At 72.3% G+C, this 22398-nt stretch carries 16 protein-coding genes and 1 tRNA gene; 15 read left to right on the forward strand and 2 right to left on the reverse strand.

Annotation, left to right across the window (positions count from 1 at the left end; translation table 11 throughout):
• The first annotated feature begins 1 nt into the window (after window position 1).
• The 9 genes from trpC (at window position 2) to ACFSBI_RS05445 (ending at window position 12767) form a co-directional block, all read left to right on the forward strand.
• Entirely contained in the window at window positions 2-781 is a 780-nt protein-coding gene (gene trpC, locus ACFSBI_RS05405; protein WP_377932975.1) for an indole-3-glycerol phosphate synthase TrpC, read from the forward strand.
• Window positions 778-2004, forward strand: a complete 1227-nt coding sequence (trpB, locus tag ACFSBI_RS05410) for a tryptophan synthase subunit beta (protein ID WP_377932810.1) — start codon at window positions 778-780, stop codon at window positions 2002-2004. Before trpC ends, trpB begins: the two co-directional genes overlap by 4 nt.
• A complete protein-coding gene (trpA, locus tag ACFSBI_RS05415) occupies window positions 2001-2789 on the forward strand; it encodes a tryptophan synthase subunit alpha (protein ID WP_377932811.1) in 789 nt (262 codons plus the stop codon). Before trpB ends, trpA begins: the two co-directional genes overlap by 4 nt.
• Window positions 2790-3280: 491 nt before the next feature.
• Window positions 3281-4234 (forward strand): prolipoprotein diacylglyceryl transferase, encoded by a 954-nt coding sequence (gene lgt, locus ACFSBI_RS05420; protein ID WP_377932813.1) that lies wholly within the window; start codon window positions 3281-3283, stop codon window positions 4232-4234.
• Window positions 4235-4339: 105 nt separating this feature from the next.
• Window positions 4340-8896: a glutamate synthase large subunit gene (gene gltB / locus ACFSBI_RS05425; protein ID WP_377932815.1), complete on the forward strand. Its 4557-nt coding sequence runs from the start codon at window positions 4340-4342 to the stop codon at window positions 8894-8896.
• Between the two features lie 110 nt (window positions 8897-9006).
• Window positions 9007-10464: a glutamate synthase subunit beta gene (locus tag ACFSBI_RS05430; protein ID WP_377932817.1), complete on the forward strand. Its 1458-nt coding sequence runs from the start codon at window positions 9007-9009 to the stop codon at window positions 10462-10464.
• 77 nt (window positions 10465-10541) lie between these two features.
• Window positions 10542-11990 carry a pyruvate kinase gene (pyk, locus tag ACFSBI_RS05435; RefSeq protein WP_377932819.1) on the forward strand — a complete coding sequence of 483 codons (1449 nt, stop codon included), beginning with the start codon at window positions 10542-10544 and terminating at the stop codon, window positions 11988-11990.
• 41 nt (window positions 11991-12031) lie between these two features.
• Window positions 12032-12114, forward strand: a tRNA-Leu gene (locus tag ACFSBI_RS05440).
• Between the two features lie 50 nt (window positions 12115-12164).
• Window positions 12165-12767 (forward strand): ANTAR domain-containing response regulator, encoded by a 603-nt coding sequence (locus tag ACFSBI_RS05445; RefSeq protein ID WP_377932821.1) that lies wholly within the window; start codon window positions 12165-12167, stop codon window positions 12765-12767.
• Between the two features lie 1113 nt (window positions 12768-13880).
• Here the strand turns inward: ACFSBI_RS05445 and ACFSBI_RS05450 are convergent.
• Window positions 13881-14303 (reverse strand): PaaI family thioesterase, encoded by a 423-nt coding sequence (locus ACFSBI_RS05450; RefSeq protein WP_377932822.1) that lies wholly within the window; start codon window positions 14301-14303, stop codon window positions 13881-13883.
• Window positions 14304-14358: 55 nt separating this feature from the next.
• Here ACFSBI_RS05450 and polA point away from each other — a divergent pair, with 55 nt between their 5' ends.
• The 5 genes from polA (at window position 14359) to ACFSBI_RS05475 (ending at window position 19647) form a co-directional block, all read left to right on the forward strand.
• A complete protein-coding gene (gene polA, locus ACFSBI_RS05455) occupies window positions 14359-17034 on the forward strand; it encodes a DNA polymerase I (RefSeq protein ID WP_377932824.1) in 2676 nt (891 codons plus the stop codon).
• A 157-nt stretch (window positions 17035-17191) separates the two neighbouring features.
• Complete coding sequence (locus ACFSBI_RS05460) at window positions 17192-18433, forward strand: PTS transporter subunit EIIC (RefSeq protein WP_377932826.1); 1242 nt, start codon at window positions 17192-17194, stop codon at window positions 18431-18433.
• A gap of 121 nt (window positions 18434-18554) precedes the next feature.
• Complete coding sequence (locus ACFSBI_RS05465; RefSeq protein WP_377932828.1) at window positions 18555-18863, forward strand: PTS lactose transporter subunit IIB; 309 nt, start codon at window positions 18555-18557, stop codon at window positions 18861-18863.
• A gap of 3 nt (window positions 18864-18866) precedes the next feature.
• Window positions 18867-19325 carry a PTS mannitol transporter subunit IIA gene (locus tag ACFSBI_RS05470; protein WP_377932830.1) on the forward strand — a complete coding sequence of 153 codons (459 nt, stop codon included), beginning with the start codon at window positions 18867-18869 and terminating at the stop codon, window positions 19323-19325.
• Window positions 19326-19377: 52 nt separating this feature from the next.
• Window positions 19378-19647 carry an HPr family phosphocarrier protein gene (locus ACFSBI_RS05475; protein WP_377932831.1) on the forward strand — a complete coding sequence of 90 codons (270 nt, stop codon included), beginning with the start codon at window positions 19378-19380 and terminating at the stop codon, window positions 19645-19647.
• Between the two features lie 59 nt (window positions 19648-19706).
• On the opposite strand, the gene ACFSBI_RS05480 is transcribed toward ACFSBI_RS05475, so the two are convergent.
• A complete protein-coding gene (locus tag ACFSBI_RS05480) occupies window positions 19707-20858 on the reverse strand; it encodes a class II glutamine amidotransferase (protein ID WP_377932833.1) in 1152 nt (383 codons plus the stop codon).
• 12 nt (window positions 20859-20870) lie between these two features.
• Between ACFSBI_RS05480 and rpsA the strand changes: the two genes are divergently transcribed.
• Window positions 20871-22310, forward strand: a complete 1440-nt coding sequence (rpsA, locus tag ACFSBI_RS05485; RefSeq protein WP_377932835.1) for a 30S ribosomal protein S1 — start codon at window positions 20871-20873, stop codon at window positions 22308-22310.
• The last annotated feature ends 88 nt before the right edge of the window (window positions 22311-22398 follow it).

Below are 22398 nucleotides of genomic sequence, written 5' to 3' on the forward strand. Positions count from 1 at the left end.
CCTGCTCGTCGAGCTGACCGCCGGCTCCGCGGAGGACGCGCAGCGCCGGGAGGCGGATCGCCCGCTCCTCGAGGTCGAGCGCGCCGCGCTCGCGGCGCCGCCCGCGCTCGACGCGGCCGCCGCGCTCGCGCACGACCCGCAGCGGACGAAGGTGATCGCGGAGGTCAAGCGCGCGAGCCCCTCCCGCGGCGACATCGCCCCGATCGCCGACCCCGCCGCGCTCGCGGCCGACTACGCCTCGGCCGGCGCGGCCGCGATCAGCGTCCTGACGGAGGAGCGCCGCTTCAAGGGCTCGCTGCGGGACCTGGAGGTGGTCCGGGCCGCGGTCGAGGTGCCCGTGCTCCGCAAGGACTTCGTCTCCACCCCGTACCAGGTGCTGGAGGCGCGCGCCGCGGGCGCCGACCTCGTCCTGCTCATCGTCGCCGCGCTCGACGACGCGCGGCTCGGCGAGCTGGCGGCGCTGGTCCGCGACCTGCGGATGACCGCCCTCGTCGAGACGCACAGCGAGCAGGAGGTCGACCGGGCGCTCGCGGTCGGCGCCGAGGTGATCGGCGTGAACGCGCGCGACCTCGACACGTTCGCGCTCGACCGCGACCTGTTCGGCCGCATCGTCGAGCGCATCCCCGCGGGCCCGGTCAAGGTCGCCGAGTCCGCCGTGCGCAGCGCCGCCGACGTCGCCGCGTACCGCGCAACCGGGGCCGACGCGGTCCTGGTGGGGGAGGCGCTCGTGACGGGCGACCCTGCCGCACTGATCCACGAGTTCGAGAGGGCGGGAGCATGAGCACCGCGATCGCGTCCAGCCCGTCCGGGCAGGGCCCCTACTTCGGCGCCTACGGCGGGCGCTGGGTCCCGGAGCCGCTCGTCGCGGCCCTCGACGAGCTGACGCGGACGTGGGAGTCAATGCGGGCCGACCCGGTCTTCCTCGACGAGCTGGCCGCGCTCCACCGCGACTACACCGGCCGCCCCTCCCCGCTGACCGAGGTGCCGCGCTTCGCCGCGCACGCCGGCGAGGCGCGCATCTTCCTGAAGCGCGAGGACCTGAACCACACGGGCTCGCACAAGATCAACAACGTCCTCGGCCAGGCGCTGCTCACCCGCCGCGTCGGCAAGAAGCGCGTCATCGCCGAGACCGGCGCGGGGCAGCACGGCGTCGCCACCGCGACGGCCGCGGCCCTGTTCGGGCTCGACTGCACCATCTACATGGGCGAGGTCGACACCGAGCGGCAGGCGCTGAACGTCGCGCGCATGCGGCTGCTCGGCGCGGAGGTCGTGCCGGTGGTCTCGGGCTCGCGCACGCTGAAGGACGCGATCAACGAGGCGATGCGGGACTGGGTGACGAACGTCGCCACCACGAACTACGTCTTCGGCACGGCGGCGGGGCCCCACCCCTTCCCCGCGATGGTCCGCGACCTGCAGCGCATCATCGGCGACGAGGCGCGGGCGCAGATGCTCGAGCGCACCGGTGCGCTGCCCGACGCGGTCCTCGCCTGCGTCGGCGGCGGCTCGAACGCGATCGGGATCTTCACCGCCTTCCTCGACGACCCGGGCGTCGGCCTGTACGGCTTCGAGGCGGGCGGGGACGGCGCGGACACCCCGCGCACGGCGGCCACGCTCACCGCGGGCGGCCCCGGCGTGCTCCACGGCGCCCGCAGCTTCGTGCTGCAGGACGAGGACGGGCAGACCCTCGAGTCGCACTCGGTGTCGGCCGGTCTCGACTACCCGGGCGTGGGCCCGGAGCACGCGTACCTCGCGGAGAGCGGCCGCGCCGTCTACCGGCCCGTCACCGACGCCGCGGCGATGGACGCGCTGCGCCTCCTCAGCCGCACCGAGGGGATCATCCCGGCGATCGAGAGCGCGCACGCGCTCGCCGGCGCCCTCGAGCTCGGCCGCGAGCTCGGCCCGAGTGCCACGCTGCTGATCAACCTGTCCGGCCGGGGCGACAAGGACACGACGACGGTGGCGCGCTGGTTCGACCTCGTCGACCGCGACGCGGTGCAGGAGTGACCGCCTCGCCCACCGCGGCCGCCATCGGGCGCGCGAAGGAGCGCGGGGCCGGCGCGCTCGTCGGCTACCTGCCGGTCGGCTACCCGGACCTCGACACGAGCATCCGGGCCGCGATCACGCTCACGCAGCACGGTGTGGACGTCCTGGAGCTCGGGCTGCCCTACTCCGACCCGGTGATGGACGGCCCGACGATCCAGGCCGCGACGACGCAGGCGCTCGCGAACGGCTTCCGGCTGCGGCACGCGTTCGACGCGGTGCGCGAGATCTCGGCGGCGAGCGACGCCGCGGTGCTCTGCATGACCTACTGGAACCCGGTCGTCGCCTACGGCGCGCAGCGGTTCGCCGACGACCTGCGCGCCGCCGGCGGCGCGGGCCTGATCACCCCGGACCTCATCCCGGACGAGGCGGGCGACTGGCTGGCGGCCAGCGACGCCACGGGCCTCGACCGGGTGTTCCTGGCCGCGCCGACGTCGAGCGACGAGCGGCTGCGCCGGGCGGCGGACCTGTCCCGCGGCTTCACCTACGTCGTCTCGACGATGGGCATCACCGGTGCGCGCACGGACGTCGACGAGGCCGCGCGCACGCTGACGGGCCGCCTGCGCGAGGTGACCTCCGCGCCGCTCGCGGTCGGCCTCGGCATCTCGAGCGGCGCCCAGGTGGCGGAGGTGCTCGGCTACGCCGACGGCGCGATCGTGGGCAGCCGGCTCGTCGCGGCGCTCGGCGACGGGCTCGAGGCGCTCGCCGACGCCGCGGACGAGCTGGCGACGGGTACCGCCCGCCGCTGACCCGGGTCGCGCCGCATCCGCTGCTGCGCGGTCGGATCCGGTGCACCTCCGCAGGATCCGGTGCACCCTCCACCGCCCAGCGCGCACCGCATCCGACGAAGCCGCACCGCACCCGACCAGGGCGGCACGGCCAAGCGCCGCTGCGCCGTCGCGCCGCGGCGCGGTCGTGCGAGGCCGGGAGGCGGGGCGCTGGTCGCGGATGCAGGTCGATGTCGCGGATGCAGGACGGATCAGCCGAGTTCGTCCTGCATCCGCGACATCGACCTGCACGCACCACCTGCCCGGCAGCGCACGGCGCGCGCTGCCTCTGAGCAGCACGGGCCTTCCGGCCTCCCGGCCTCCTGGCTCCGCACCTCCGGGCTCCGGCCCTCCTGCTTCCCGGCCGCCCGCTTCCAGGCTTCGCTCCGCCCCGCTTCCCGGCCCCGACGCGCTCTCCACCCGCCCCGCGCCCCCGCCCACGGGGCCGCGCCCCCGCCGCTAGATTCGTCGGCGTGATCCCGGCCAGCATCCCGAGCCCGCCCGCGGACTGGGCCCGCTTCGTCATCGGCCCGTTCACCATCCACGCCTACGCGCTCTGCATCCTCACGGGCATCGTGGTCGCGACGATCATGACGTCGCGCCGCCTCACGAAGCGCGGCGCGCAGCCCGGCGTCGTCGTCGACTTCGCGATCGTCGCCGTGCCGCTGGCGCTCGTCGGCGCGCGCGCCTGGCACGTCTTCACGCACGTCGGCGACTACTTCGGCCCCGGCCACGCCTGGTGGGAGCCCTTCGCGATCTGGCAGGGCGGCAACGCCATCTTCGGCTCCGTGCTCGGGGGCGCCGTCGGCGCGTACATCGCCAGCCGCTGGACCGGGATCCGCTTCCTGTCCTTCGCGGACGCGGTCGCGCCCGGGCTGCTGCTCGCCCAGGCGATAGGGCGCATCGGCAACTGGTTCAACACCGAGCTGTACGGCATCCCGACCACCCTGCCGTGGGGCCTCGAGGTCCCGACGACCAACCCGGCCTTCCCGGCGGGGCTGCCCGCGGGCACGCTGTTCCACCCGACATTCCTCTACGAGCTGGTCTGGAACGCCGCGGGCGCGATCCTCATCCTGCTGATCGACCGCCGCGTGCCGCTGCGCTGGGGGCGCGCGCTCGGCCTCTACCTGATCTGGTACGGCATCGGCCGCTCCGTGTTCGAAGCGATCCGGATCGACCCCACGACCGTCCTGCTCGGGCTGCGGGTGAACATCTGGGCGGCCCTCGGCGCGGTGCTGCTCGGCGTCCTGATCATCGCGTGGTCGGTGCGCCGGCACCGCGGCGCGGAGCCCGGCGTGTACCGCCCGGGGCGCGGGTGGACGCCCGACGCGCCGGTAGTATCGCGCTACACCGCGGCCGACTTCGACGGGGAGCCGCCCGTGGATCAGGCGGCCGCCGCCACAAGCGGCGCCGCGAGCCGGCGCTGACCGGGGGCACCGCCCCGCACGCCGCACCCGACGAAGGGCCGACGGCGTCCCGCCCCCCCCCAACCTGCTTCCCCGAAGTGAACCAGGCACCGTAAGGAGGACGCCGTGGTCGACACCGCACCCCGCCTGCCCTTCAGCACCGTCCCCGACGCCGCCGGGCTCTACGACCCGGCCGCCGAGAAGGACGCGTGCGGACTCGCGATGGTCGCCACCCTGCGCGGCACCGCGGGCCACGACATCATCGAGCACGCCCTCGACGCCCTCCGCAACCTGGAGCACCGCGGCGCGGTCGGCTCCGACGCGGGCACGGGCGACGGCGCGGGCATCGTCACACAGGTCCCGCACGAGTTCTTCGCCGCCGTCGCGCCGTTCCCGCTGCCCGGCGCGGGCGAGTACGCGGTCGGCCTCGGGTTCCTGCCCGTCGACGCCCGCGAGCGCAACGCCCTGAAGGCGGCGATCGCGCGGATCGCCGAGCAGGAGGACCTGCGCGTCCTCGGCTGGCGCCAGGTCCCGACCGACCCGAGCGCAATCGGCACCCTCGCCCGCGGCGCCATGCCGGTCTTCGAGCAGCTCTTCGTCGCCGCCGCGGGCGCCCCGCTCGCCGGCATCGACCTCGACCGGCGGACGATGCGCCTGCGCAAGCGCGCCGAGCGCGAGCACCAGGCGTACTTCGCCTCCCTGTCCTGCCGCATGGTGGTCTACAAGGGCATGGTGACGACGCTCCAGCTGGAGCCGTTCTACCCCGACCTGTCGGACGAGCGGTTCGCGTCGACGCTCGCGCTCGTGCACTCCCGCTACTCGACGAACACCTTCCCGTCGTGGCCGCTCGCGCAGCCGTTCCGGATGATCGCCCACAACGGCGAGATCAACACGGTGCAGGGCAACCGCAACTGGATGCGGGCCCGGCAGTCGCAGCTGGCGAGCGACCTCATCGGCGACATCGAGCCGCTGCTGCCGATCTGCACGCCGGGCGCGAGCGACTCCGCGTCGTTCGACGAGGTCGTCGAGCTGCTCAGCCTGACGGGCCGCAGCCTGCCGCACGCGATCATGATGATGGTGCCCGAGGCGTGGGAGAACCAGCCCGGGCTCGACCCCGCGCTCCGCGCCTTCTACGAGTACCACTCCGGGATCATGGAGCCGTGGGACGGGCCGGCGGCCATCGTCTTCACCGACGGCTCGCTCGTCGGCGCGACCCTGGACCGCAACGGGCTGCGCCCGGGCCGCTGGCTCGAGACGACCGACGGCCTCGTCGTGCTCGCGAGCGAGACCGGCGTCATCGACGTGGCGCCGGAGCGGGTCGCCCGCCGCGGCCGGCTGCGCCCCGGGAAGATGTTCCTGGTCGACACCGCCGCCGGCCGACTGATCGACGACGACGAGATCAAGTCGCAGCTCGCGGCGGAGAAGCCCTGGGGCGAGTACATCGAGTCGGGCCGCATCCGGCTCGCCGACCTGCCCGAGCGCGAGCACGTGGTGCACACGCCCGCCTCCGTCCAGCGCCGTCAGCGCACCTTCGGCTACACGGAGGAGGAGGTGCGGATCCTGCTCGGCCCGATGGGCGAGAAGGGCGCGGAGCCGCTCGGCGCCATGGGCTCCGACACCCCCATCGCGATCCTGTCGAAGCGGCCGCGGCTGCTGTTCGACTACTTCGTGCAGCAGTTCGCGCAGGTCACGAACCCGCCGCTCGACGCGATCCGCGAGGAGGTCGTCACCTCCCTCGGGCTCGGGCTGGGCCCCGAGCGCAACCTGCTCTCGGCGACGCCGGAGCACGCGCGCCAGGTGGTGCTCGGCTTCCCGGTGATCGACAACGACGAGCTGGCCAAGCTGCAGCACATCGACGAGAGCCCGGGCTCCGCGACGACGACCGTGATCCGCGGGCTGTACCGGGTCGACGACGGCGAGCGGGCGATGGAGGACCGCATCGAGGCGATGCGGCGCGAGGCCGACGAGGCCATCGAGCGCGGCGCGGAGTTCCTCGTGCTGTCCGACCGCGACTCGAACCGCGAGCTCGCGCCCGTGCCGAGCCTGCTGATGATCTCGGCGATCCACCACCACCTGATCCGGCGGCAGAACCGGATGAAGGTCGGGCTGATCGTCGAGGCCGGCGACGTCCGCGAGGTGCACCACGTCGCGCTGCTGATCGGCTACGGCGCGTCCGCGGTGAACCCCTACCTCGCGATGGAGTCCGTCGAGCAGCTGGTCCGCTCCGGCGAGCTGACCGGGGTCACGCCCGAGAAGGCGGTCAAGAACCTGATCAAGGCGCTCGGCAAAGGCGTGCTGAAGATCATGTCCAAGATGGGCATCTCGACCGTCTCGTCGTACGCCGCGGCGCAGGCGTTCGAGGCGGTCGGCCTGTCGGCGGAGGTGGTGCAGGAGTACTTCACCGGCACGACCACGAAGCTCGGCGGCATCGGCATCGCCGAGATCGCGGCGGAGTCCGCCGCGCGGCACCGCGCCGCCTTCCCCGAGGAGGCGGCAGCGCTGCCGACGGGGCTCGCGACCGGCGGCGAGTACCAGTGGCGCCGCGGCGGCCCCCCGCACCTCTTCAACCCGGAGACGGTGTTCCGCCTGCAGCACTCGACCCGCAACCGGCGCTACGACGTCTTCAAGGACTACACGCGCCTCGTCGACGACCAGGCCGCCGACCAGATGACGCTGCGCGGGCTCTTCCGCTTCTCGGACGCGCACCGCGAGCCGGTGCCGCTCGACGAGGTCGAGTCGATCGAGTCGATCGTCTCGCGCTTCAACACGGGGGCGATGTCCTACGGCTCGATCTCCCGCGAGGCGCACGAGACGCTCGCGATCGCGATGAACCGGCTCGGCGGCCGCTCCAACACGGGCGAGGGCGGGGAGGACGTCGAGCGCTTGCTCGACCCGGCGCGCCGCTCCCGCATCAAGCAGGTCGCCTCGGGCCGCTTCGGCGTCACGAGCATGTACCTGACGCATGCCGACGACATCCAGATCAAGATGGCGCAGGGCGCGAAGCCCGGTGAGGGCGGGCAGCTGCCGCCGGCGAAGATGTACCCCTGGATCGCGCGGACGCGGCACTCGACCGCGGGCGTCGGCCTGATCTCGCCGCCGCCGCACCACGACATCTACTCGATCGAGGACCTGAAGCAGCTGATCTTCGACCTGAAGCGGGCGAACCCGTCCGCCCGGGTGCACGTGAAGCTGGTCAGCCAGTCCGGCATCGGCGCGGTCGCCGCCGGCGTGACGAAGGCGAAGGCCGACGTCGTGCTGGTCTCCGGGCACGACGGCGGCACGGGCGCCTCCCCGCTCAACTCCCTCAAGCACGCGGGGACGCCGTGGGAGCTCGGGCTCGCCGAGACGCAGCAGACGCTGATGCTGAACGGGCTGCGCGACCGGGTGACGGTGCAGGTCGACGGGCAGATGAAGACCGGCCGCGACGTGCTGGTCGCGGCCCTGCTCGGCGCCGAGGAGTTCGGCTTCGCGACCGCCCCGCTGATCGTCGAGGGCTGCGTCATGATGCGCGTCTGCCACCTCGACACCTGCCCGGTCGGCGTCGCGACGCAGAACCCCGAGCTGCGCGCCCGCTTCAGCGGCAAGCCGGAGTTCGTCGTGAACTTCTTCGAGTTCATCGCGCAGGAGGTGCGCGAGCTGCTGGCCTCCCTCGGCTACCGCAGCCTCGAGGAGGTCATCGGCCGCAAGGAGCTGCTGGACGTCGACGCGGCGATCCGGCACTGGAAGACCGACGGGCTCGACCTCGAGCCGATCCTCGTCGGCCCGGCCTTCGGCGACGAGGAGCCGCGGACGCGGCGCACGGGGCAGGACCACGAGCTCGACGAGCACTTCGACAACACGCTGATCCACCGCGCGGGCGAGGTGCTCGCGAACGGCGGGTCCGTCTCGCTGTCGCTGCCGATCCGCAACACCGAGCGCGCCGTCGGCACGATGCTCGGCCACGAGCTGACGAAGCGGCACGGCGAGCACGGCCTGCCCGCGGGGTCGATCGAGGTCGAGCTGACCGGGTCGGCGGGGCAGTCCTTCGGGGCGTTCCTGCCCGCCGGCGTCACGCTGACGCTGGTCGGCGACAGCAACGACTACGTCGGCAAGGGCCTGTCCGGCGGCGAGATCGTGGTCAAGCCGCACCCGGACTCCGCCTTCGCGGCGGAGGAGAACGTGATCGCGGGCAACGTGATCGGCTACGGCGCGACGCAGGGGACGATGTTCATCTCCGGCGTCGTGGGGGAGCGGTTCCTCGTGCGCAACTCCGGCGCCACCGCCGTGGTCGAGGGCGTCGGCGACCACGCGCTCGAGTACATGACCGGCGGCCTCGCCGTCATCCTCGGCGCGACGGGACGCAACCTCGGCGCGGGGATGTCGGGCGGCACCGCCTACGTGAACGGACTCACCGAGCAGCAGGTGAACGCCGAGGCGCTCGCGGGCGAGCTCGACCTGCTGCCGCTCGGCAGCGCGGACGCCGAGATCCTGCGCGACCTGCTGGAGCGGCACGTCGCGCTCACCGGCTCCGGGCTCGCGCAGCGGCTGCTCGACGACTTCGAGGCGGCCGCCGCCGGCTTCGTCAAGGTGCTGCCCCGCAACTACGCCGCCGTCCTCGAGACCCGCGCCCGCGCGGAGGACGAGGGGCTCGACCCGGACGGCGACGTCGTCTGGAAGCGCATCCTCGAGGCCACGAATGGCTAGCGGGCTGCGCCCGCGCAATTCCGCGGCTCGCTCCTGCACCGCTGGTCGAGGTGCGAGCGCAGCGAGCCTCGAGACCACCCGAACCCGTCTCCTCCCGAACGGATCCACCCATGGCTGACCCGAAGGGCTTCCTCAAGACCCGCGAGCGCGAGCTGCCGCCGCGGCGCCCCGTCGCGCTGCGGCTCATGGACTGGCGCGAGGTCTACGAGCAGCAGGACTCCGGCGAGCTGCGGCGTCAGGCCGGTCGCTGCATGCAGTGCGGCATCCCGTTCTGCCACCAGGGCTGCCCGCTCGGCAACCTCATCCCCGAGTGGAACGACCTCATGCACCGCGGCGAGGGCCGCCAGGCGATCGAGCGGCTCCACGCGACGAACAACTTCCCCGAGTTCACCGGCACCCTCTGCCCGGCGCCCTGCGAGGCCTCCTGCGTCCTCGGCATCAACCAGCCGGCGGTGACGATCAAGCAGGTCGAGATCTCGATCATCGACAAGGCCTTCGAGAACGGCTGGGTGCAGCCGCAGCCGCCCCAGCGGCTCACGGGCAAGACCGTCGCCGTGGTCGGCTCCGGGCCGGCCGGCCTCGCGGCTGCGCAGCAGCTGACGCGGGCGGGGCACACCGTCGCGGTCTTCGAGCGCGACGACCGCATCGGCGGGCTCGTCCGGTACGGCATCCCCGAGTTCAAGATGGAGAAGTCGCGGCTCGAGCAGCGGCTGAACCAGATGATCGCCGAGGGCACCCGCTTCCGCGCGGGGGTGGAGATCGGCCGGGACATCGCCTGGGACGAGCTGCGGCGCCGCTACGACGCGGTCGTGGTCGCCACCGGCGCGCCCGTCCCGCGCGACCTGCCGATCCCGGGGCGGGACCTCGACGGCGTCCACTTCGCCATGGAGTACCTGACGCAGGCGAACAAGGCGGTGGCCGGCGACGACGTCGCCGCGCAGATCACGGCCGAGGACCGCCACGTCGTCGTCATCGGCGGCGGCGACACCGGTGCCGACTGCATCGGGACCGCGCACCGCCAGGGCGCCGCCGCCGTCACCAACCTCGCAATCGGCCGGCAGCCGCCGATGAGCCGCAGCGACTCCCAGCCGTGGCCGATGGTGCCGACCGTGTTCGAGGTCTCCTCGGCGCACGAGGAGGGCGGCCGGCGCGAGTTCCTCGCCTCCACCGTCGAGTTCGTCGGCGACGACACGGGCCGGGTCTCCGCGCTGCGCGTCGCCGAGACCGAGTTCGTCGACGGGCGCCGCGTGCCCCGCTCCGGCACCGAGCGGCTGATCCCCGCCGACCTCGTCCTGATCGCGATGGGGTTCACGGGCCCGGAGCAGGAGTCGCTCGACGCGCAGCTCGGCGTCCCCTTCGACGAGCGCGGCAACGTCGCGCGCGACGGGGCCTTCTCCACCAGCACGCCGGGCGTCTTCGTCGCCGGCGACGCCGGCCGCGGGCAGTCGCTGATCGTGTGGGCGATCGCGGAGGGGCGGTCCGTCGCCGCCTCCGTCGACGAGTACCTGCAGGGCACGACCGAGCTGCCGGCGCCGGTGCGCCCCACCGATCGCGCCCTGGCGCTCTGAGCCGTCGGCCGGGCCTCGCCGCGGCGAGTAGCCTCTGAGCCGTCCCCGACCCGACCCGAGAGGCGGAACACCCCCCGATGAGACGCGCCAAGATCGTCGCCACCCTGGGTCCTGCGACCTCCAGCTACGAGACGATCCGGGCGATCGTCGACGCCGGGGTGGACGTGTGCCGCATGAACCTCAGCCACGGCAGCTACGAGGTGCACGAGGGCGTCTACTCCCAGGTGCGGCGCGCCAGCGACGAGTCCGGCCGCGCGGTCGCGGTGCTCGTGGACCTGCAGGGGCCGAAGATCCGGCTCGGGCGCTTCGCCGACGGGCCGCACGAGCTCGCGCAGGGCGACGTGCTCACGATCACCACCGAGGACGTCCTCGGGACGAAGGACCTGGTCGGCACCACCTTCAAGGGGCTGCCGCAGGACGTCCACCCCGGCGACTCGCTGCTGATCGACGACGGCAAGGTGCGCGTCACGGTGCTCGACACCGACGGCGTCCGGGTCCGCACGGAGTGCGTCGTGCCCGGATTCGTGTCGAACAACAAGGGCATCAACCTGCCGGGCGTCGCGGTGAACGTGCCGGCGCTCAGCGAGAAGGACGAGGCGGACCTGCGCTGGGCGCTGCGCCTCGGCGCCGACCTGATCGCGCTGTCCTTCGTCCGCAGCCCCGAGGACCTCGCGCGCTGCCACGAGATCATGGACGAGGTGGGCCGCCGCGTGCCCGTCATCGCGAAGATCGAGAAGCCGCAGGCCGTCGACCACCTCGAGGCGATCATCGACGCCTTCGACGGCGTGATGGTCGCGCGCGGCGACCTCGGCGTGGAGCTGCCGCTCGAGGCGGTGCCGATCGTGCAGAAGCAGGCGTGCGAGATCGCGCGGCGCCTCGCGAAGCCGGTCATCGTCGCGACGCAGATGCTCGAGTCGATGATCTCGTCGCCGGTGCCGACCCGCGCCGAGACCTCCGACGTCGCGAACGCGGTCCTCGACGGCGCCGACGCGGTGATGCTGTCCGGCGAGACGAGCGTGGGGGAGTACCCCGTGATCACCGTCGCGACGATGGCCCGCATCGTCTCCTCCACGGAGGACCACGGCCTCGACCGGATCAAGCCGCTCGGCACGCGCCCCCGCACCCAGGGCGGTGCGATCACGCTCGCCGCCGCGGAGGTCGCCGACTTCGTCGACGCGAAGTACCTCTGCGTCTTCACCGAGTCCGGCGACTCGGTGCGCCGCATGGTGCGCCTGCGGTCGAAGATCCCGGTGCTCGCCTTCACGCCGGAGCCCGGGATCCGCTCCCGCATGGCGCTCAGCTGGGGTGTGGAGACCTTCCTCGTGCCGCGCGTGCTCACGACCGACGAGCTGATGGCGCAGGTCGACGACGTGCTGCTCGGCATCGGCCGGCTCGAGCGCGGCGACAAGGTCGTCGTGATCGCCGGGTCCCCTCCCGGGATCCCGGGCTCGACGAACGACATGCGCGTCCACGTCATGGGCGACGCGATCCACGGGGCCGCGCCGGCCTACCAGCGGCTGGCCTGACGACCGCGGCGCGCCCCGCGCCTACAGTGGGGCGCGCACGAGCCGGTGTGGCGGAACGGCAGACGCGGCGCACTCAAAATGCGCTGTCCGAGAGGGCGTGTGGGTTCGAGTCCCACCACCGGTACGGCGGGCCGCGGGCGGGCACGTCCTCCCGCGGCCCACTAGGCTCCTCCCGTGGTTGACAACGCACCCGCCACGACGCGCCGCGTCGTCGTCGCCGAGGACGAATCCCTGATCCGCCTGGACATCGTCGAGATCCTCCGGGACAACGGCTTCGATGTGGTGGGGGAGGCCGGCGACGGTGAGACCGCCGTGCAGCTGGCGACCGAGCTGCGGCCGGACCTCGTCGTCATGGACGTGCGGATGCCGCAGCTGGACGGCATCAAGGCGGCCGAGCGGCTGACCAAGGATCACATCGCCCCCGTGGTGCTGCTCACGGCGTTCAGCCAGAAGGAGCTCGTCGAGCAGGCGAGCGAGGCCGGCGCCCTCGCGTACGTGGTCAAGCCCTTCACCCCGGCGGACCTGCTGCCCGCGATCGAGATCGCGCTCGCCCGCTACGCGCAGATCGTCGCGCTCGAGTCCGAGGTCGCCGACATGGTCGAGCGCTTCGAGACCCGCAAGCTCGTCGACCGGGCCAAGGGCCTGCTCAACGAGAAGATGGGTTTGTCGGAGCCCGAGGCGTTCCGCTGGATCCAGAAGGCCTCGATGGACCGCCGGCTGACGATGCACGACGTCGCGCAGGCCGTGATCGAGCAGCTGAGCGCCTCCAAGAAGTGACCCTCGAGCTCTCGTATCGCGAGAGTTGCCGCCTCCGCGTCGCCGAGGCGGCAACTCTCGCGATTCGGAGGCCTCGAGTGCGCGTCGCACCCGGAGTACGAGGCGCTTCCTGCCCTCGAGGGTGAGGTCGTCGGCGGTCGCTCGGAGGACCCGCCAGCCGTCGGCGGCGAGGTCGTCGGAGCGCACGATGTCGTAGCGGAACTGCTCCTTGCTCACGCGGTGGCCGTCCCCTTCGTACTCGAGCAGCACCCGCCGCCGTCGCCAGACGAAGTCGGGCGACCCGATGTAGCGCGAGGTCGTCGTGTGCTCGATCGGTGCGTTCAGCTCGGCCGCTGGCAACCCGGCAGCATCGAGGATCAGGCGCACCCGCGTCTCGGCCGGGGAGCGGCTGCCCTTCCTGCAGAGCCGAACCGCCTTCACGAGCTTCGCGGCGCCGCGTCGGCGCATCCTCGCGATGCGTTCCGCCATGACCGCACGCGCCTCCTCCTCGGTCAGCTCGGTCCGGTTCATCAGCACGTCGGCCACGACCACCAGGTCCTCGAGATCGAGCACGCCCCCGAGCTGGCAGAAGGTCTCGAGCACGTCGGCGACGGGCAGGCCGTCGACCTCGCTCACCGCCGCGCCGGTCAGACGGTGCCCCCGCACGCCGCGGCTGTGCGGTGCGTCCGCGGGCAGCACGGCGCCGACGTGGACGATCGGGTCCTCCTCGAGATGCCGGGGGAGCGGCAGCCCGTGCAGCGACGCCGCCGTCTCGTGGCAGAAGAAGCGACGCCGCCGTCTCGTGGCAGAAGAACTGCCCCGGCTTCAGGCGCACCGCGTACGCGCGGCAGCGTTCGAGCGTCGAACGCGGCACCTCCTCCACCCGGACGCCGTGGAAGGGCCGCAGCAGATCCCGCCTGCGCAGCCGCCCCGGAGTCGCTCCGGCTCCGATCGCGACGGCGCGGTCGAAGGGCCGGCCGTGCAGGTCGTCCGGCAGCGGAGCGGGGCGCGTCATGCGCGCCGATGGTGCCGAATCGAGGCGTAGCCGGCGGCACCTCTCCACAGGCAGCCTTCGTATCGCGATAGCTGCCGCCCCCGCTGCTCGGAGGCGGCAGCTGTCGCGATACGAAGGGGTCAGCGGTCGCGGAGGAGGTTCGTCATGCGGATGGTCGAGAGGCGGCGGCCCGCCTCGTCGCGCACGACGGTCTCGTGGGTGCAGAGCGTGCGGCCGAGCACCAGCGCCTCGCAGGTCGCGGTGACGACGCCGCCCTCGACGCTGCGGCTGTGGGTCGCGTTGATCTCGATGCCGACCGCGTAGCGCCCGGGACCCGCGTGGATCGCGGACGAGACGCTGCCGAGGCTCTCGCCGAGCACCACGTGCGCGCCGCCGTGCAGCAGCCCGATGACCTGGCGGTTGCCCTCGACGGGCATCCGCGCGACGGAGTGCGACGCCGACAGCTCGACGAAGTCGATGCCCATCTTCACCGCCAGCTCGCCGCCGCGGGTGCCGGCGAGGCGCTCCACCAGCTCGGGGTCCAGGTCGTCCGGCAGCTGCATCGAGCGCCTCCTTCGGCTCCAGGGAGCGTCGGAGGCGCTCACTACGCTGACCAGCATGCCCGACTCGCAGAAGCCCGTGCTGCTCGTCGTCGACGGCCACTCGCTCGCGTTCCGCGCCTTCTACGCGCTCCCGGTCGACAGCTTCAGCACCAGCGACGGGCAGCACACGAACGCCATCCACGGCTTCCTGTCGATGCTGCTGCTCCTGCTGCAGAAGGAGCGGCCGACCCACATCGCGGTCGCGTTCGACATCTCCCGCTTCTCCTTCCGCACCCGCGAGTACCCGGAGTACAAGGGCACCCGCAGCGAGACGCCTCCCGAGTTCAAGGGCCAGGTGCCGCTGCTGCAGGAGGCGCTGAAGGCGATGAACGTGCCGACCGTCACGAAGGAGGACTTCGAGGCGGACGACGTGCTCGCCACCCTCAGCGTGCAGGGCCGCGAGCAGGGCTACGAGGTGCTGGTCGTGTCGGGCGACCGCGACTCGATCCAGCTCGTCAACGACGACGTGACCCTGCTGTACCCGAGCGTGCGCGGCGTCAGCGAGCTGACGCGGTACGACCGGGAGCGCGTGCTCGAGCGGTACGGCGTCGAGCCGTGGCAGTACCCGGAGATCGCGGCCCTGGTGGGGGAGACGAGCGACAACCTGCCGGGCATCGCCAAGGTCGGCGAGAAGACCGCCGTGAAGTGGATCACCCAGTACGGCTCGCTCGAGAACCTGCTGGAGCGCCGCGACGAGGTCAAGGGGGTCGTCGGCAACAACCTCCGCGAGCAGTGGGAGAACGCCGCCCGCAACCGCCGCCTCAACCGGCTGCGCACCGACCTCGAGCTGCCGGTCGGTCCCGCCGACCTGGTGCGCCGCCCCATCGACGAGGAGGCGGTGCGCGCCGTCTTCAAGCGGCTGGAGTTCCGCACCCTGCTCGACCGCGTGCTGAAGCTCGAGGGCGGCGGCGTCTCCGGCTCGGCGCCGGAGGCGGACGAGGACGCGGACGCCGCTCCGCCCGCACCCGCGCCGCAGCAGCTGCTCGACGAGGAGCTGCAGGCCTGGCTGGACCGGATGCGCGCCGCCCACCCGGACGGGCTCGGGCTCCAGGTCGAGGTGCAGGGCGACCGGGTCGTCTCCATCGGGGTCGCGGGGCCCGACGAGACGGTCGACCTCCCCTGGCAGCCGGGCCGGGCGGACTACGCGCCGATCGAGCGCTGGCTCGCCGACCCCGATGCGCCCAAGGTGCTGCACGACGCCAAGACGCAGATCAAGGCCCTCGCCGCAAGCGGGCTGAAACTGCGCGGGCTCGCCTTCGACACGCTGCTGGCCGGCTGGCTGCTGCGGCCGTCCGGCCAGGAGAAGACGCTCGCGCAGGTGGTCGACCGCTACCTGCAGGAGCGCCTGCCGGAGGGCGACCCGAACCAGCTGGTGCAGGACGTCGGCGGCGGCAGCCCCGCGCCGACCCACGCGTGGTACGTGCTGCGCGCCGCCCACGTGCTGAAGGAGGGCCTCGACGAGCGCACGCTGCAGGTGCTCGTCGACATCGAGCTGCCGGTGCTCGCGGTGCTCGCCGACATGGAGATCGCCGGCGTCGCCGTCGACGCCGCCGGGCTGGACGCCCTGAACACCGAGCTGTCCACCCGCATCCACGACCTCGCGGACCAGGCGTACGAGGTGGTCGGGCACGAGCTCAACCTCGGCTCCCCGAAGCAGCTGCAGGAGGTGCTGTTCGGCGAGCTGGGGATGCCGGGCACGCGCAAGACCAAGACCGGCTACTCCACCGACGCGGACTCGCTCGCGGATCTGCAGGCGAGCCACCCGCACCCCTTCCTGGACCTGCTGCTGCAGCACCGCGACGCGTCGAAGCTCCGTCAGATCATCGAGACCCTGCAGCGCTCGATCGGCCCGGACGGCCGCATCCACACCACATACGTGCAGACCGGCACCACGACCGGTCGCATCTCCTCGAACGACCCGAACCTGCAGAACATCCCGATCCGGGCCGAGGAGGGCAAGCGCATCCGCGGCGCCTTCGTGGCCGGGGAGCAGCGTCCGACCCTGCTCACGGCGGACTACTCGCAGATCGAGATGCGCATCATGGCGCACCTCTCGGAGGACGCCGGCCTGATCGAGGCCTTCCACTCGGGGGAGGACCTGCACCGCTTCGTCGGCTCGCGGGTCTTCGACGTCGACCCCGCGGACGTCACGCCCTTCATGCGCACCAAGGTGAAGGCGATGTCGTACGGGCTCGCCTACGGGCTGAGCGCCTTCGGCCTCTCGCAGCAGCTGCGGATCGACCGCCGCGAGGCGGAGGACCTGATGCAGGGCTACTTCGAGCGCTTCGGCGGGGTGCGCGACTACCTGCGGAACGTCGTCGAGCAGGCACGCGTGGACGGCTACACCGAGACGATCTTCGGGCGGCGGCGGCCCTTCCCCGATCTGAACAGCCCGAACCGGGTGCTGCGCGGGAACGCGGAGCGCGCCGCGTTGAACGCGCCGATCCAGGGCACCGCGGCCGACATCGTCAAGATCGCGATGATCGGGGTGGCCGAGGACCTGCGGGAGCGCGAGCTGCGCTCCCGCCTGCTGCTGCAGGTGCACGACGAGCTCGTGCTCGAGGTCGCGGACGGCGAGTCGGAGGTCCTCGCCGACGTCGTGCGGACCCGCATGCGGGACGCGGCGGCCCTGCGGGTGCCGCTCGAGGTGCAGGTCGGCACCGGGCGCGACTGGGACGCCGCGGCCCACTGATCGGCGCCCCCATTCCGGGTGCGCTGCCCGCGATCCCCTCGTGGTTGACACGGGCAACGTTTCAGACTTGTATGCGTACCGGGCCCCGGACGCCCGGGGTGTCAGTGAAGACGCTGTATCCGGCCCAAGGACTCGCTACAAAGGGGTAATCAGGACAATGTCCGCATTCACGCCGACGGTCACGGGCTCCGGCCCGCGCGCGGCAATCCAGCGCTTCGGCGCCTTCCTCGCCGGCATGATCATGCCGAACCTCGGGGCGTTCATCGCCTGGGGTCTCATCACCGCGATCACGATCCCGAACGGCTGGATCAACCTGATCGCCCGCGGCGTCGGCGCCATCCCGCAGGACGGCACCGTCGCCTTCGCTGCCCAGGTCAGCACGGTGGTCGGCCCGATCATCGTCTTCCTGCTGCCGATCCTCATCGGCTACACCGGCGGCCGTCAGGTGCACGGACAGCGCGGCGCGGTCGTCGGCGCCATCGCGACCATGGGTGCGGTCGTCGCGCCGGTCGCGCTCGGGCTCGTCCCGCCGTTCTCGACGGGCATCAAGGCGCCCGCCGACATCACGGGGCTCGGCCCGAACTTCCTCGCCGGCCTGATCATGGGCCCGCTCGCGGCGGTCGTGCTGAAGGCCTGGGACAAGCTGGTCGACGGCAAGCTCGCCTCCGGCTTCGAGATGCTGGTCGACAACTTCTCCGCCGGCATCATCGGCGGCATCATGGCCATCATCGGCATCTACATCCTCGGCCCGGTGATCAACTTCATCAACGGCGGCCTCGGCGCCATCGTGGACGTGCTGGTCGAGTCGCGGCTGCTGCCGCTCGCGTCGATCATCGTCGAGCCGGCGAAGGTGCTGTTCCTGAACAACGCCATCGGCAACGGCGTGCTGGTGCCGCTCGGCATCCAGCAGGCCGGCACCTCCGGCGGCACGTCGATCCTGTTCATGATCGAGTCGAACCCCGGCCCGGGCCTCGGCATCCTGACCGCCATGCTGCTGTTCGGCCCGCTGGCCGTCCGCCCGACGGTGCCGTCCGCCATGATCGTCCACTTCCTCGGCGGCATCCACGAGATCTACTTCCCGTACGTGCTGATGAAGCCGATCCTCGTGATCGCCGCGATCCTCGGCGGCGGCATGGGCGTGCTGACCTTCGTGCTCCTCGGCGGCGGTCTCCTCGCGGCGGCCTCGCCCGGCTCGATCATCGCCTACCTGCTGGTCTCGGCCCCGAGCACGATCGTGCCGAACCTGATCGGCATCCTCGTCTCGGCGATCGTCGCCTTCATCGTCGGCGCCCTCCTGCTCGGCTTCGGCCGCAACGAGAAGGTCGCGATGGACCTCGACGAGGCGAACGAGCGCAACGCGCAGAACAAGGGCCGCAAGACCGCGGTCGCGGGCGGCTGAGTCGTTCCACCACGGACGCCGGGCGGGAGCAGTGCTCCCGCCCGGCGTTCTCCGTCTCTCCTCCGAGCGTCCTCGGGGGACGGATCCAATAGGCTTCGGCCACACGAGCGAAGGAGCACGGATGACGACGATCGACGGATCGAGCATCAAGAAGCTGGTGGTCGCGTGCGACGCCGGCATGGGCAGCAGCGTGATGCTGGCGGGCCAGCTGAAGAAGCAGCTCAAGAAGAACGGCGTCACGGTCGAGCACTCGCCCGTCGCCCAGATCCCGAAGGACGCGGACGTCGTCGTGACGCAGTCCGGTCTCGCGGACCGCGCAAGGGGCGTCGTCCCGGATGTCCCGGTCATCCCCTTCCAGCTGTTCATGGGCGACCCGAAGGTCGCCAAGGTCGTCAAGGCGATCCAGGACGGGTCGACGGTCGAGGTCTGAGCGATGGCCGACGCTGCACTGACCTCGCTGCTCGCTGAGCAGTCCATCCGCCTCGACTGCGCGGCCGAGGACCGCTTCGACGCCGTGCGGCAGTGCGGCGCGGCGCTCGTCGACGCGGGCGCGGTCGACCAGTCCTACGTCGACGCGATGCTCGAGCGCGAGCGGACCGTCTCCACCTTTGTCGGCGAGGGCGTGGCGATCCCGCACGGCACCCTGGCCGGCAAGGAGTCCGTCAAGCAGGACGCGCTCGTCGTCCTCCGCTTCCCGGAGGGCGTCGACTGGGACGGCAACCCCGTCTCGGTCTGCGTCGGGATAGCGGCCGCCGGCGGCGGCCACATCGCCCTGCTCTCGCAGCTGGCGGAGATCCTGCTCGACCCGGAGAAGGCTGAGCAGCTGCGGAACGCGTCGAGCTCCGACCAGGTCTACGCCCTGCTCACGCCCGACGAGGACGACGAGGACTGACCTCGATCCGGCCGGGCACCCGTCCCGGCCACCTTCCACGACAAGGAGAACCATGCCGGACCGTACCGTCACCATCGCGTCGAGTGTCGGGCTGCACGCCCGGCCCGCCTCGCTGTTCAGCCAGGCCGCGGCCAAGGCGGGTGTGCCCGTGACCCTGACGACGAAGTCGGGGAAGAGCGTCAACGCCGCGAGCATCCTCGGCATCCTGTCGCTCGGCATCGGGCACGGCGAGGAGGTCACGCTCTCGGCGGAGGGCGACGGCGCCGACGCCGCGCTCGACTCGCTGGCGGAGCTGCTGAACACGGACCTCGACAAGGAGTAGCCGCTCCTCGATCGAGAACGGGGCCCGGTGGATCGCGATCCACCGGGCCCCGTTCCCGTTCAGGCGACCTCGCGCCGCCTCGCCGCCTGCGCGAGGGGCACCGTCTCGGCGTGCAGGGTCCGGAGGTCGACGCGGGTGATGGACTCCGCGGGCAGCGGCTCCCAGCCCGCGATGTCGAGGCCGCTGGAGGCGAAGAGGATCGAGCCGTCCTCGCCGCGGCGGCTCCGCATCAGGTAGTACGCGTCCGCGTGGTGCGCGGGCAGGCGCTCGGCCGGGATCCCGCTCGCCGCGAAGACGTTCCACGGGATCGGCACGCCCTCGCTCGCGTGCACCGCGAGCAGCTCGTCCGAGGTGAGCAGCAGTGCGTTCAGGCTCCGCTGCGGGTAGATGCGGCGCAGGGCCGCCACCGTGTCGAGGAGGGCGTCGAGGGGCTCGGCGCCGCGCGCCACCAGGGTGCGGACCGCTGCGAAGTAGCGCTCGGTGTCGGTCGTGCCGACGATGCCCGCGCGCTGCTCGGCGCCGATCAGGCGCTCGATCGGGCCGGTCGGCTCGAGCGAGCCGTTGTGGGCGAAGGCCATGCCGTCGGCGAGGAACGGATGCGTGTTCTCGGGCACGCACGCGAACCCGTCGGTGGCGAGGCGGAGGTGGACGATGCGCGCCGTCGACGGGCCACCGGCGAGCAGGTCCTCCAGCTCGGGGTCGCCGACCGCGGTCGCGGAGCGGGACCGCCGCCGGACGGTGCCCGCCTCGTCACGCCAGGCGGTGCCCCACCCGTCCCGGTGCAGCCGCGCCATGTCGACGAAGACCCGCCGCTGGCCCGCGCCCAGCACGGCCTCGACGGTCGCGGGAGCGGGCGAGACCGACCCGAGCAAACGACACACAGCGCCTCCAGCGTCTCGAACCGGGACCAGCGGCCACGTCGACGCCGGGGACTTCGCGGGCCACGCTACGCCCGGGGTGCCGGGATCGGGGACCGGCGCGCAGCGGGACGTCACGGAGCGCCCGTGGAGGCCGGCGCGGATCCGTCGTCCCCTCGGAGGACGGATACGGGTAGACTCGTGGATCGCGTCCGTGGTACGTCCTCGGATCCTCGGGCCCTCCGGCCTGCTCCACCGCCGGATCGCCGCCGGGGAGGCCCTCGGGTCGCCCCCACAACTCCATCCGCATCCTCGCGGGCGCCGTCCGGCGCGCGCGGACCGACACGAAACCATCACACCATCTCTATGACTCCCACTACGACCGCAACGGCCCCCAAGCAGGTCGCGATCAACGACATCGGCTCTGCAGACGACTTCCTGGCCGCGGTCGAGAAGACCCTGAAGTTCTTCAACGACGGCGACCTCATCGAGGGCACCGTGGTGAAGATCGACCGCGACGAGGTCCTCCTCGACGTGGGCTACAAGACCGAGGGCGTCATCCCCTCGCGCGAGCTCTCCATCAAGCACGACGTCGACCCGAACGAGGTCGTCGCGGTCGGCGACAACGTCGAGGCCCTCGTCCTCCAGAAGGAGGACAAGGAGGGGCGGCTGATCCTGTCCAAGAAGCGCGCGCAGTACGAGCGCGCCTGGGGCGACGTCGAGCGCCTCAAGGAGGAGGACGGCGTCGTCACCGGCACGGTCATCGAGGTCGTCAAGGGCGGCCTGATCGTCGACATCGGTCTGCGCGGCTTCCTGCCCGCGTCGCTGATCGAGCTGCGCCGCGTCCGCGACCTGACCCCGTACCTGGGTCAGCAGCTCGAGGCGAAGATCCTCGAGCTGGACAAGAACCGCAACAACGTCGTGCTCTCGCGCCGCGCACTGCTCGAGCAGACGCAGTCCGAGTCCCGCACCACGTTCCTCAACAACCTGCACAAGGGCCAGGTCCGCAAGGGCACGGTCTCCTCGATCGTCAACTTCGGCGCGTTCGTCGACCTGGGCGGCGTGGACGGGCTCGTGCACGTCTCCGAGCTCTCGTGGAAGCACATCGAGCACGCGAGCGAGGTCGTCGAGGTCGGCCAGGAGGTCACCGTCGAGGTGCTCGAGGTCGACCTGGACCGCGAGCGCGTCTCCCTGTCGCTCAAGGCGACGCAGGAGGACCCGTGGCAGGTCTTCGCCCGGACCCACGCGATCGGTCAGGTCGCGCCGGGCAAGGTCACGAAGCTCGTGCCGTTCGGCGCGTTCGTCCGCGTCGCGGACGGCATCGAGGGCCTGGTGCACATCTCCGAGCTGTCGAGCCGGCACGTGGAGCTGGCGGAGCAGGTCGTCTCGACCGGCGACGAGGTCTTCGTGAAGATCATCGACATCGACCTCGAGCGTCGTCGCATCTCCCTGTCGCTGAAGCAGGCGAACGAGGAGGTCGACCCCGAGGGCACCGAGTTCGACCCGGCGCTCTACGGCATGCTCACCGAGTACGACGAGCAGGGGAACTACAAGTACCCCGAGGGCTTCGACCCGGAGACCAACGAGTGGCGCGAGGGCTTCGAGGAGCAGCGCGACAAGTGGGAGCAGGAGTACGCCGCGGCCCAGGCCCGCTGGGAGGCGCACAAGGCCCAGATCGCGAAGCAGCTCGCGGACGAGGCCGCCGCGGGCAACGCGAACTCGTTCGCGAGCGCGGCGGACCAGTCGGGCCGCCTCGCGGACGACGAGTCCCTCGCCGCGCTGCGCGAGCGACTCGCGAGCCGCTGATCGCCTGATCGCACGCAGAAGGGCGGTTCCCCCGACGGGGGAGCCGCCCTTCTTCGTGTCCGGGCCCGCGCACCGGCCGTCCCGGCGG

Source organism: Amnibacterium endophyticum, assembly GCF_042680685.1.
GTDB lineage: Bacteria > Actinomycetota > Actinomycetes > Actinomycetales > Microbacteriaceae > Amnibacterium > Amnibacterium endophyticum.